We start from the raw sequence: 13,575 nt of genomic DNA, 5'->3' as shown, positions 1-13,575 counted from the left end.
TCTTTTTATAATAAACGCTTTTGCCCGCAGGCAAAAGCGCTATTGTTGTACTTCAGGAATGATAATATGGAAGGAGGCTCCCTGGTTCTCCACCCCGAATGCCTGAATATCACCATTATGGATATCCATGATTTTGCGGCATAAGGCCAGGCCAATACCCGTTCCTTCAAATTTCTCTTTTTGGTTCAGGCGCTGGAAGATGACAAAGAGCTTGTCAGCATAAGACTGGTTAAAACCAATTCCATTGTCCGACACTACGATCCGGTACCAGGAGATATTTTTGTTCAGGTGCGGGTAATCGTTCATGTCAGCTGCTGTCAGCTTGTTTGCACTCACTGTTATGCGGCAGGCATCCCCCGGGTTGGAGAATTTCAGGGCATTGCCGATCAGGTTGTAGAACAACTGGTTCATTTGCAGGGGAACGGCATCCAGCACCGGCAGTTCACCGATTTCCATCTGCGCCTGCTTTTCCCTGATCAGGAGTTCGAAGTCCTCCGTCACATTTGCCACTATCTGGTTCAGGTCTACAGGCAGGAAGGCATTCTCACCCAGCTCCAGTCTTGAATAGCTAATCAGGTCCCGGATCAGATCCGACATGCGGATAGCAGATTGCTTGACCTTACTGAGGTACAGCCGGGTATCAATTTTATTATTGTCAGGTTTTACACTTTCGAGCATGTCTGCAAAAAGACGGATCTTTCTCAGGGGTTCCTGCAGATCATGGGAGGTGATGAAGACAAACTGTTCCAGCTCGTGATTGCGCTTGGAGAGGTTTGCATTTGCTTCTTCCAGCGCCACGGTACGCTCCCGCACTTTCCTTTCCAGCGCATCTTCCACCATCTTCTGGTCGTCAATATCCACACAGGCACCTATAAAACCTACAAAATCATCCTGGGCAGTGAATCGCGGAATACCGGAACAGGACAACCAATGATAAGTGCCATCCTGTCTTCTCAGCCTGAACTCTGAATAGAAATTCCTTCTGTCGCGGGAGGAACGGCTGAAATTGATCTTCCATTTATCAATGTCATCCTCGTGCATGATGTCGTACCAGCCTTTGTCCTTGTCCTGGTCCATAGAGCGCCCCGTGTATTTCTGCCAGGCTTTGTTGAAGAAGGAGAAGGAACCGTCTTTTTCTGCAATCCAGATCATCACCGGTGCGGTATCGGCAATCATCCTGAAATAAGCTTCGCTTTGCTGCAGGTTTAGCTGTGCATGTTTACGTTCAGTAATATCCTGGGTGATCCCGATCATGTGCCTTACCCCTGTCTGCTCATCTATTACAGATTGGCCCCGGGCCATCACCCAGCGGATCACAGGGTCCTGTCCTTTGATGCGGTATTCTTCAGAAAACAGGGTATGAGAAGACAGCGCAAAATCCAAAGCCTCTTTTACCCGGCTTCTATCCTCGGGGTGAATTGCCTGCAATATTTTATCGATGGTCACTATAGCGCTGGCAGGGAGGCCATAATTCGCCTTACAGAGCTCATTGCACTCCAGTACTCCTGTTTCTGTATTGAGCTCCCATGAGCCTAATTTGCCTGTTTCCAGGGCAAAGTTGAGGCGGTTGTTCACATCCTGCAAATGGCGCTGGTACAATTTAGTTTCGGTTACATCCGTCACCACGCCCAATATCCGTGATGCGATGCGTTCGTCGAAGAAGACCTGAGCCTTACAACTGATCCATTTAATCTTGTCTTCACTCGCAGTGATACGGAAGTCGATATTGATCTGTCCATTGTCGATGCCTGCCAGGGCGGCCTGGATAGATCCCTGTACAACCTCTACATCCGAAGGATGGATAGCTTTGATGAAGGTATCATATTCTACCGGTGCGGCACTGTTGATATTGAACAGTTCCCGGCTCCGGTCGGACAACAGTATTTCGCGGGTAGCGGGATTGAATTCCCAGGTACCGGTTTTGGTACCATCCAACGCGAGGCGGAGGCGTTCTTCATTATTGCGGACCTGTTCCTGCTTGCGGGCAATTCTTTCACGGGCTTCTCTCACTTCGGAAATATCTTCGATGGCCAGCAGGATCAGGTCTTCCTTCAGGTCCTGGGAGGTAATGAGCTGGCCATTCAGCAGCATGGTACGCTCCCCGATTGTATTAAATTTGTGTGTAAGTTCGTAATTGATGAAGGGGGTCCTGGAAGAGAGCAGGTTTTCGAGTAAGGTACGCAGGTCGGAGTTATTCCATTGCTTGTTGCCCAGTTCATAGAAGATCTTGCCTTCTGTTTCTTTCCTGTCTATTTTAAAGAAACGGTAGAAAGAAGCGTTGGCACTGACTACCCGGATATTGGCATCGAGGATCACGAGTGATTCGTGCACGGTATTCACGATGGCTTCTGCGTACAGGCGGGCATTGTTCAACTGGTTGTTACGTTCCAGCAGGTCATTGTTGCGCGTACTCAGTTCATCGTTGATCACCTGCAGTTCTTCCTGCGAGACTTCCAGTTCTTCGTTCAGACTTTTCAGTTCCTCATTGGCAGATTGCAGTTCTTCGTTGGTCGCTTCATATGCTTCAGCCACTGCACGCAATTCATCTTTATAGCGCTGCACTTCCTTTTCCATCTGCAGGATGCGCAGGGTTTTATCATCGGTGCTGTCGGATACCGGTTCCGCTTTTTTAGGATCGCCGCTTACAAACTGTTCGGGTGCCTGATGATTAAATATTACAAGGTAGTAAGTCTCATGGAGATTGACGATAGGTACTATTTCAAAACCAACGGTGAGCTGGCCGGAAACAACCGAAATGGTGATACCTTCTTTCTTTACATTTCTTTTGCCTGTCTGTGCCTGGTTGAGGGCACTGCGCAGACTGTGTACAAGATCCCTGTGGGCTAATTTCAGGATATTCAGACTGGCTTTACCCGGGCCATGCTCGAAGAACTGCATCGTTACCCCGCGGAATTCGATGATATCGAATTGCTCGTTGAGTAATACGGCAGAGGGAGCAAACATGGAAAGGATAATACTATCAGCCGCCTTCTGAGCATCTACATTCTCATCTCTTTCCTGGTCGAAGCTGGGTGTCATGTGCTTGATTTTTTTATTAGTGGGGAACGCACTTCTCAGCGTCCACTTATCAACGTTCTTTTTTAAATAGACTTTCGTTTTTTTAGATGGCATTTCAAACAGGTCGGGCGAACGGTTGGTTTCAGATTTGCCCAGCCAGAGGTAGCCTTTATCTTTCAGTGCATAATTGAAAATGCTGAGCATTTTCTTTTGCAGTACGGGTTGCATGTATATGAGTACATTGCGGCAGCTGATCAGGTTCAGTTTTGCAAAGGGTGGGTCAGTAAGCATATTGTGGGATGCAAAAACACATACATCACGAATGTAGCTGACTACTTCATAGCCCTGTTCTACTTCTCTGAAGAACTTTTCCAGGCGTGCTTCAGACACGCCTGCCATCTGTGTTTTAGGGTACACAGCTTTTCTTGCCTTTGCGATGACAGCATCAGAAAGGTCGGTGGCAAAGATCTTTACCTTTTCGGAGAAGTTTTCGTGCCCCATTATTTCATAGAGACAGATAGCGATTGAGTATGCCTCCTCTCCGGTAGCACAACCTGCTACCCAGATACGTACCTGGTCCTCCCCATCTACCGCCTGGCGGGTTACCTGAGGCAGGATAGTCCTGAAGAGGTATTCAAAACTGCCGGGGTCCCGAAAAAACGACGATACATGAATTAACAGTTCAGCAAATACTACATTTTGTTCATTCTCATTGTCTTTAATTAAAGTTAGATACTCTTCAAAACCTGGAATGTTCATTAATGACATCCTGCGTTGCAACCGTCTTGTAATGGTGGAAAGCTTGTACTGCAAGAAATCTACTCCCGAATATTCTGACAGGATAGACAGGATACTTTTTAATGCAGCATTGGGCCCCGCACCGAATTTACGCCGGTTACTCTCAGCCTCTTGATGCATATCAGGCATACAAACTTTTTTGCTTGTGTCTATATAAATCGCTAAAGATATATAAAAATAGCATCAAATCACTCGTTTATCAGTTTTCAGGTACCGCAGGAGGAACCTGGCAATTTCCGGTGGCGGCAATACAGCATGGGGATCGTCCCTGTGAATCGCTGTCAGCGGAAGGATGTTAAAGTCTGTCGACTCCGGGTCCTGCACAAGCACCAGGCCATGGCGATCCTCTATCGCCTTAATGCCCTCTATCCCGTCAGTACCCATACCAGACAGGAGGATGCCCACCGCGTTCTCATCATAGCATTTGGCCATGGACTTGAAAAAGATATCGATCGACTTGTTGATGATTTCGCGGGAATAACGCTTCCTCACGCGTAGCACATGATCTTCTACAATCATCATCTTACCTTCTACCAATACATAAACATTATTGGGTTGCATTTTCACGGTATCGGTCACACGATGCACCGGCATATCAGTAAACCGTTGCAGAATGTGGCTGAAACGGCTTGGATGCTCGGCTGACAGGTGTGGTATTACCACAAAAGCTGCGCCTGTTTTTTCTCTCAGGTGTTGAAAAAATTCACAAACCGGTTCAAGACCGCCGGCGGAGCAGCCAATACCAATGCACAGAGATGGGGATTTAACAACATTACTCATGGTTCACGTCTAATTAACGGTTCAACAATAAAGATGCCTCACAAAGAGGACGGGTTCAGCCATTAAAGTCAAAGAAAATGCCAGAGTATGCTGGGGTGGTACAATTTTAACTCAGTTTGTAGAATTTGGGGGACAGCGGGGTTAGAAAGAAGGCCAGTGTTACCTGGCCTCCACATTATTTTGATTCCTTTAACACCATGTCGATGGTAATAGCACCAGCAACGATGGCAATTTTTTTCAGGTCTTCAGGACATTCCTTACCAATAATGACGCGGTATTTATCAGCAGTCGTGAATACTTCTTTCATCACACCAGCCCACTTCTTGGTGATCTGTCCCAATTCATGCCCACTTGCATCCACAATTGTGAAATTCCATGCCTTCCAGTCACCTTTGATCTCGGCGATTACAGCACCATATTGATCTGTGATGTGGAATAAGGGTTTGAACAATTTAAATTTGTGTTTGATACCACCAATAGGGGTACCATTACCATCCAGGATGGTGATTTTCGACATCCAGAATGTCCAGCCACGGTGAATACTAGCCACCACTGTGTTGTCCATTTCCTTAATGTCCAGCGTAAACGGAAATACAGCTTTGCTCAGGAATAAACGCAGCAGTTTATGCCATGCAGGTACTGTTTGTTGAATATTGCCGATCTGCTGTCCCTGATCATCGTACACTTTATAGGCATTGGAGAATTTAAAAAGTCCAATCTTTTCGTCGATAAAGTAGTCGTGGTGGTTGAAGAATGTCGGTAAGTTCGCTTGTCCCATCAAATGAGGTTTTATTTGGTTATGGTTTAACAATGGGGGCAAAGGTATATTAAATTTATAATATAAAAAACCGTTTATGTCAGTGAGGCATAAACGATTTCCTGGTAACGATGATGATTTTAATCAGGATATTTTTCCAATAACGCCGTCAATTCTATGACCTTTTGCGGATATTTATCTTTCAGGTTTACACGTTCTCCCGGATCCTGTGACAGATTAAACAGCTCCAGCGTCGTCTTCGTCTTCCTCAGTTTCCACGCTCCTACTTTTACCACCTCCGGCACCACATTCACATAGTAAATAGGCTGATGCGGGGTCTTTGGTTCCTTACCTGCAAGCAGGTCATTCACCGCTTCTCCATCCAGTGTAGTTCGGGGCAATTTCGTATTGGTCCACACCGCCAGCGTAGGCAGGATGTCCAGGCAGGAGAATGGTTCCCTTATCACCTTGCCCGCCGGCGTATGCCCTTTCCAGTAAGCAATAAATGGCATCCGGTCCCCACCTTCGTAGGTATCAAATTTAGCCCCTCTGAACACGCCTGTGGACCCGGTGTGGTATTTGGTAGTCACACTATCTGCATACACACGATCCGGCAAATTGATCCAGGGACCATTGTCACTGGAGAAGATAAAGATTGTATTATCCGCCAGACCTTTTTCCTCCAATGCTTTCCACACTTTTTCTATTCCCCTGTCCAGGGCCTCTATCACATCGCCATACTCCCCTCCTGCCGAATGCTGCGCTACATGCTTCTGAGCAGCATACCATACCGGTGAATGTGGCATGTTGTGCGCCAGGTATAAGAAGAAGGGCTGCCCTTTCTTTTGTTCTTTTATAATGCGGATACTTTCCTTCGTATACAGGTCTGTGAGATCACTGTCCTGTGGCTGGATGATCTCAGGAGTATGATTTCTGAAGATTTTGACAGTCGTATCTGTTGCTACATATGGTGCCCTGTAATCATGGCTGTACAGCATACCGTAGTATTGCTCAAAGCCCTGGGCATTCGGCAGACTGCTATCCTGATCTCCCAGATGCCATTTCCCTACCATATAGGTTTTATAACCAGAGGTTTGCAGCATCTCCGCCAGGGTGACTTCATTGCGGGGCAATCCATGATTCGCTCCCGGCCCCACGGGCACGGGTAAGCCATATCGTGTAGGATAACGACCCGTGAGTAATGCCGCCCTCGATGGCGTACAGATAGGCGAAGTCACTGCATAGTTATTGGCCTTCACCCCGATCGCAGCCATATGATCCAGGAAAGGTGTATTGATCAGCGGATTGCCATAACAACTGAGATCAGCATAGCCCATATCATCTGCCAGCACGATAATCACATTAGGGCGCTGCTGTGCGTAGATTTGCCTGCCACCAGCCAGCAGACAAAAGGATAACAAAAGCCGTTTGTACATATCATATAAAATTTAAAAAAGGCCAGCCATTACAGCTGGCCCCAGGCTCAAATATAAGGGGGAAAATGTAAATTACTAGTATCCCGGATTCTGGTACATCCCCGTTGGATTTAGTTTGTATTCATCGTAAGGAATAGGATAATACCTGTCCTTTGTGGAGAAATGCTGGGGAATAGCGTTACCATACCTGGAAGGATCCTTTGCCTGGAAATAAGCCACCAGTTCGTCCGTAGTGAATGTTCTCAGCAGGTCATACCAACGCTGATTTTCAAACGCCAGCTCCACACGCCTTTCATGCAGGATAGCAAGTCTCAGCGTTGGATACTTTGCAGCATAATCGGCATCCTGCGAAGCAGTAGCGTAGTCAGTCATACCAGCTCTTGCTCTCACCTGGTCCAGGTAAGCGATAGCAGTCGTCTGGTCACCCAGGTAATTGTTTACCTCTGCCAGCATAAGAATGATATCCGCATAGCGCATCAGGATCCAGTCATTACCACCGTAACCATTCGGACCCGCAGCATCAGAAGCATCGCGGAATTTTGTAATGAAGTAATCTTTCACATTGGAAGCATTCGCATATTTCACAGAGAACTCCATTCTTGGATCACCGCTTTCATAATCATCGATCAGGTCCGCAGTAACGTTGCCGCCTACACCGGTCGCTTCTTTCTGTGAGTTGATAGTTTCGCCCGCCGCCTGGTTATTGGCTGCAATAGAGGAAGAATAGGTCGCATCGCCCTGTTTATACACGATCTGCATGATCAGCTCCGGACAAGATGATTTCTTATCTACGCTGAATACATCTGTATACGCAATCTCGCTCAGCTGACCAAATTTGCGCATATTGTAACAGGCCTCCAGGTAGGTTTTGGCATCCTGTAGGTGCGCCGTACTTTGCCCGTCATCAATGGTCTTCGCCATTGTCAGGTACACCTGCCCCAGCAAGCCATTGGCAGCTGCTTTGGAAGCACGACCTATTTTATCGCCTGTCTGAAAGTTGGGCAGCGGACTATCCAATACATCCTTCAGATCAGCAATGATCTGTGCATAGACGGCTGTATCAGCCACACGGTAGGTATATGCTGTGACCTCCTGAGAAGTAGTGAGCTGTTTAGTCACCAGTGGCACTGCTCCCCACTGGCGTACCAGGTGGAAGTACATCAGTGCACGCAGGAATTTCGCTTCTGCCGCATAACCCAGTTTGGTATCATTGCTGGAAAAGCTCACCTTATCAATGTTGGACAATACCACATTTGCACGCGAAACGGTTTCATACAGTGCCGCCCAGTGAGATTTCAGGTAAGAATTACTTACCAATACACTGAAATCGTTGAACTGAAATGGCTCGCCGGAATTGCTATAATCATTACGACCGGTATTATCTGAGCGTTCTTCCAGCCAAAGACCACTGTTCTCGCCGATACAATCAGCACTTCTTATTGCCTGGTAAATACCGTTCACGGCCAACAGCACATCATTCTCAGATGCAAAATAATCGGATACACTCAATGCATTCGGATCGGACTGGTTCAGGAAATCCTTGCTGCAGGAACCCAGGACCACACACGTTGCTATAGCTAAAAAGATTCGTTTCATGTTGAATAATTTTGAAAATAAATGACTAGAAGCCCACCTTCACACCTACATTGTATGCCCGTACCAGCGGGTACATACCATAATCCACACCCGGGGCCAGGTTATTTCCATTATTAAAATCTACTTCAGGATTGTAACCCTTGTATTTTGAAATAGTGAACAGGTTATCTACACTTGCAAACACCCTTGCGCTGCTCAGACCCAGGCGGTTTTTAAGCAAGGTTGACCTGATGTCATAACCCAGTGTGGCATTGGTACAACGGAAAAAGGAACCACTCTGCAGGTAGAAGGTAGACAGGCGCGTACTATTACTCTGGGTACCACTCCTGCTGGCGCGGAATACATGCCCGTTGCCCGGGTTAGCTTCGCTCACATAGTGACCGGCAGCATCTGCATACTGGTTGCCTGAACCTTCCATATTGTAGAGATAATAATCCTGGCCATCCAGTACCTTATTACCATAAGAGCCGTTGAAAGAAGAAGCAAAGGAGAAGTTCTTATAGCTGGCATTCAAACCGAAACCATACGTAAATTTAGCATAAGGAGAACCGATCACTGCTTTGTCAGCATCATTCACTACCCCATCTTTATTGGTATCCCTGAAGATCAGGTCACCCGCTCTCATTTTGGTAGAGCTGGCAGAAGATTGCGCCACCTTGCCAATATCATCCGGTCTTGCAATACGCTCTACCTGGAAACCGTAGAACATTCCTACAGGCTGGCCTTCCTGAGTGATGTGCGTCTTGTAAGAACGCTCGGCACCGGCAGTGATAATGGTGCTACCACCACCCATATCCAGTACTTTATTTCTATTGATGGAAATGTTGCCATTCACACCCATGTGGAAATCCTTTCCATCTATAATTCTCGCATCTACCTGCAGGTCTACCCCGCTGTTACGGATCTTTGAATCGCGCAGGTTGGTCAGGATCTCTGTGGAACCCGAGATGCCGGAGATAGATTGTTTGAACAGCAGGTTGTAAGAATAAGAAAGATAATAGTTCGCAATAATGTTCAGGCGACCTTTCAGCAACCCTACATCCAGTCCGGTATTGAATTGTGAAGTAGATTCCCAGCCCAGTTTCTGGTCTTTCAGGTCACCGGGATAATATGCGGTGCTAACTGTACCGGAACCAAATACAGTACCGGTAGCTGTAGCCATCGTCTGCATAGTATTGTAGTTACCAATATTGTTGTTACCGCTTAAGCCCCAGCTGGCACGCAGTTTCAGGGTAGATTGCTGACCCAGCCAGTCATGGTAAAAAGATTCATTGGAAATATTCCAGCCGGCAGAGACTGAGGGGAATAAGCCCCATTTGTTCTGCGGACCAAAACGGGAAGAACCATCTGTACGAAGAGATCCTGTCACATAATACCTGTCTGCATAGTTATAACTTACACGACCAAAATAAGACATCAGGGTGTAAGTGGATTTATACGCATTGGTCAGCTGGAAGTCCGTGCCGTCTGCACCCTTTGCTGTGATCTCCTGGATCCGGTCGTCTTCAAATCCTTTTGCAGTCACCTTTACCAGGTCAGTGGTATTCATCTGTGCAGAATAACCCGCCAACCCGCTGATGCTATGTTTACCAAAGCGCTTGTTGTAGTTCAGGGTGAACTCAGCCAGCTGGTCAAGCACGGTCTGGTTTTGTGCGATCCCGTTTGCAGCAGCTTTTGCATTATCAGAATAAGGTGCACTTACACCACTACTCAGGCTGGTTGGGTAATAATAGTTATACTTCTCTGAATAGCTCATCATACCCACATTCGCCTTGAAAGTTAACTCAGGCAGGAGGGTGTAAATAGCGTAAGCATTGTAGTTGCTACGGTTACCTTTGCGGGTAATGTTGATTTCTTTAGCCTGGGCAATGGGATTTTCAAAGCTATTATAACCATAGGTAGCAGACAATGCCGCAATTTCATTTTTCAACGGATGACCATTTGAATCGAATGGCTGCGCACTTGGCGGCATCAGTAGTGCCGTCATAATCGGGTTGTGATCCCAGCGGCCCTCACTCAGTTCCCTGTTCTGGTTATTCGTATAAGAAAGGTTGACACCCGCTTTCAGTCTTGGGTTGATAGTCGCATCCAGGTTCATTCTCAGGTTGATCTTCTTCACACCGGTATTCAATACCACACCATCCTGGTCCTGGTAACCACCGCTCATGTAATACCTGATATTGTCAGTACCACCGGAGAAGGATACATTGTGACGGCCAAAGAAAGCATTCCTGTAAATCAGGTCCTGCCAGTCTGTATTATATTTTGACGGGATGACCTTTTGATTGGCGAAGTCATAATAACGGGGATCGATCTGTACCGCATTTGCATTACCGACCCTGGCCACACGGGTCGCGTTGTTATCGCTCATCATGTTGTCATTCCAGGTCAGGGAAGTATTATTTTCTACCAGGTCCCTGTAGGTTCCATTACGGCCATCTACCAGGAGTTGCAGGAATTGATTGCTGTCGAGTAATTTCACTTTCTTTGATACCTGGTTAATACCCGTGGTATAGCTATATTCCAGTTTACCCTTAGTGCCGGCTTTACCTCTTTTGGTAGTGATCATCACCACACCGCCGGAAGCACGGGAGCCATAGATGGCTGCAGAAGCTGCATCTTTAAGGATGTCGATGGTTTCGATATCTTCCGGGTTGATGAATACATCGTTGTCCACAGGGTAACCATCTACCACATACAATGGATCAGAGCTGGCATTGAAAGAACCGATACCACGTACACGGATCTTAGTGCTCTTGTAGGGTGCACCGCTCACCTGCGACACCTGTACACCGGCTACCTTACCTACGATGGCCTGGCCAACAGTAGGTGCTGTCAGGTTCATTTCGCTGGATTTCACACTGGATACAGCACCGGTGAGATCACTCTTTCTTACAGACTGGTAACCGATCGCCACCACTTCCTGCAGCTGGCTGTTCTGTGCTTTCAGGCGTACATTCAGCATGTTTGCGGAGGTAACAGTTATTTCCTGGGGAGCGAACCCGATGAAGTTAAAGACCAATACATCGCCGATGTTAACCCTGATGCTGTATTGACCATTTGCATCGGTAGTGGTATTTACTTTAGATGTTTTTTCGTGAATGCTCACACCAGGAATAGGCTGGTTGTTTTCGTCAGTCACCACACCAGTGATAGTTACAGGAGCAGTAGCGGGTGCTTCCACCAGGGGTGCCGCTTTGATTTTTTCAACTTTCAGCAGGATGTGATTGTCATCTACCTGTTTCACCGCACCTTCGTATCCTTTTAGTAAGTCCTGCAGCACTGTTGACAGCTGGGCAGCTGTAGCTTTGTAGCTAATGAGCTGATTGTCTGCCACATGGGTAGCATTGTAGGCAATGGAGAGGCCGGTCTGAGATTCAATGAGTAAAAATACTTTTCTGAGTGGTGTGTTTTTAACGTCTAAATTAATACGGGTATCACGAACCTGCACCGTGATCTGGCTGCGTAGTTCATTGGCAAAACCCAATACATGACAAGTCAATAATATGAGCAGCAGGTAAGCCCGGCGCGTCATACTTGTTGGCATTTTACATCTTATTCGCATGATGTTGTGTTGATTTTAATTTCATTTTGATTAATCTGATAGCTAATGCCGGATAACTGCGACAGTAATCGCATGGCGTTTTCTATCGTTTCATTCTTCAACTGTAGCGTGTATTTACAATTGTACTTAGCTGGTCCTGTCAGGGTGATATGGATCTTGTATTGTCGTTCTAAAACAGCAGCTATTTCCGGAATGCTGGCTTTTTCGAAGTAGTAATTATAATTTTGCCATGCGGCGATCTGGCCGGCTTTGCATATTCCTATATCCAGGGAATCTTTTGCTTCATTGTATCGCAGAACCTGGTCCTTCGTCAGACCGGCAGAGAGTACAGCAGTTTGGGTAGCTACCTTTTTCTCGATCCTTACTTTCCCCGTCAATACCGCAATCTCCACTTCATTTTCGCCGGGATAGGCTTTCACGTTAAAGGAGGTACCCAATACTACTGTTTGCAGGTTTCCGCTATGAACAATAAAGGGCTTTGCCTGTTGCTGCGCAACGTCAAACACCGCTTCACCGCTCATTTCGATCACCCTGTCATTCACGCCAAAGTTTGACGGGATGCGGAGTTGCGTATTCGCATTGATGGTTACGATACTCCCATCCGGCAAGGTGATTTTTTTACGCTCAGCTTTACCTGCCTGCAACAAGGCATAGGTAATAGGAACAGGCCGCTGGTGTAATTGCTGGTATATAAATAGGACAGACGTACATATTAGTATAAATACGGCGGCAACTTTCAGGATCCGCGGCAGTACGCGCACTTTTACCTTTGGTGGGAACATGCGCTCCAACGCCTCCAGGGCAGCGTCATTAGCAGCATCAGTAAATGCCGGATTGTCTGGCAATTCTTCGAAAGAATCAAACCACTCCCTGACGCGGGCAGCTTCTTCCGGTGTAGCTTCACCGGCTCTGTATTTTTTGAGCAACGATAAAATCGCAGCTTTGTCTGATGATGTGTGCATTCATCAGTATAGTCTCTAAATCATACAAGCGGTACCGTTAAGGAATTGTAAACTCAATGTTAACAGAATGTAAATGGACAACCAATGGTCTGTTTGTAAACGGAGACGGATTTTTTTGAGGGCCAGTGACAGGGTGTTTTTTACGGTCTGCTCGGAGAGGCCGTATTCCTGGGCTATTTCTCGGATGGACTTGGATTCCCAGCGACTGGATATAAACACCTTCCGCATGGTATCGTTCATCTTTGCCACTTCCGTATCTACCTTTTCCCGCATTTCGCCGGCGATCAACTGGTTCTCTACCGGGAAGCTACTGGGTTCGTCTTTTTCGAGTAAGGCCGTCTGCCGTGCTAATATTTTTTTATGTGCGATCTGCCAGTCGATCACTGAGTAGTAGGCAGCGCGGCACATGTAGTGGAAGATCTTCTCAGGGTTTTGAATGTTGTGCCGGTTATTCCAGCAGGAAATCAGTACTTCCTGCAGGATGTCTTTGGAGTCGTCTTCTGATCGTACGCGGGCATAGATGTACTTATACAACGCTACATTGTAGCGCAACACAAGCATGGCAAAAGCCTTCTCATCATTCTCCTGCTGAACTAAGGATAATAATTCCGCATCGGTAAAATTCTTCATTATGGCTGGACGCTAAAGCGATGCGAAATTATT

General features: G+C 46.8%; 8 protein-coding genes. All 8 read right to left on the bottom strand.

What is annotated here, in order from left to right; all coding sequences use genetic code 11:
- Positions 1 to 39 precede the first annotated feature (39 nt).
- The 8 genes from DXN04_RS19390 to DXN04_RS19355 all read right to left on the bottom strand — a co-directional run bounded on the left by DXN04_RS19390 (position 40) and on the right by DXN04_RS19355 (position 13,542).
- On the bottom strand, positions 40 to 3,936 hold the full coding sequence (locus DXN04_RS19390; RefSeq protein ID WP_158569078.1) for a CheR family methyltransferase: 3,897 nt from the start codon (positions 3,934 to 3,936) through the stop codon (positions 40 to 42).
- Between the two features lie 63 nt (positions 3,937 to 3,999).
- Complete coding sequence (locus DXN04_RS19385) at positions 4,000 to 4,596, bottom strand: chemotaxis protein CheB (RefSeq protein WP_116855049.1); 597 nt, start codon at positions 4,594 to 4,596, stop codon at positions 4,000 to 4,002.
- A gap of 175 nt (positions 4,597 to 4,771) precedes the next feature.
- Entirely contained in the window at positions 4,772 to 5,374 is a 603-nt protein-coding gene (locus DXN04_RS19380; RefSeq protein WP_116855048.1) for an LURP-one-related/scramblase family protein, read from the bottom strand.
- A 119-nt stretch (positions 5,375 to 5,493) separates the two neighbouring features.
- Complete coding sequence (locus DXN04_RS19375; protein WP_116855047.1) at positions 5,494 to 6,789, bottom strand: sulfatase-like hydrolase/transferase; 1,296 nt, start codon at positions 6,787 to 6,789, stop codon at positions 5,494 to 5,496.
- 75 nt (positions 6,790 to 6,864) lie between these two features.
- The gene (locus DXN04_RS19370) at positions 6,865 to 8,385 is read right to left on the bottom strand and encodes a RagB/SusD family nutrient uptake outer membrane protein (RefSeq protein WP_116855046.1); all 1,521 of its coding nucleotides are present in this window, start codon (positions 8,383 to 8,385) and stop codon (positions 6,865 to 6,867) included.
- Positions 8,386 to 8,410: 25 nt separating this feature from the next.
- Positions 8,411 to 11,920, bottom strand: a complete 3,510-nt coding sequence (locus DXN04_RS19365) for a SusC/RagA family TonB-linked outer membrane protein (RefSeq protein ID WP_116855264.1) — start codon at positions 11,918 to 11,920, stop codon at positions 8,411 to 8,413.
- A gap of 20 nt (positions 11,921 to 11,940) precedes the next feature.
- Positions 11,941 to 12,912 (bottom strand): FecR family protein, encoded by a 972-nt coding sequence (locus DXN04_RS19360; protein ID WP_116855045.1) that lies wholly within the window; start codon positions 12,910 to 12,912, stop codon positions 11,941 to 11,943.
- A gap of 15 nt (positions 12,913 to 12,927) precedes the next feature.
- Entirely contained in the window at positions 12,928 to 13,542 is a 615-nt protein-coding gene (locus DXN04_RS19355; protein ID WP_116855044.1) for an RNA polymerase sigma factor, read from the bottom strand.
- Between the last annotated feature and the right edge of the window lie 33 nt (positions 13,543 to 13,575).

This window comes from Chitinophaga silvisoli (genome assembly GCF_003412465.1).
GTDB classification, from domain to species: domain Bacteria; phylum Bacteroidota; class Bacteroidia; order Chitinophagales; family Chitinophagaceae; genus Chitinophaga; species Chitinophaga silvisoli.
This window is presented reverse-complemented; position numbering and strand designations above follow the sequence as displayed.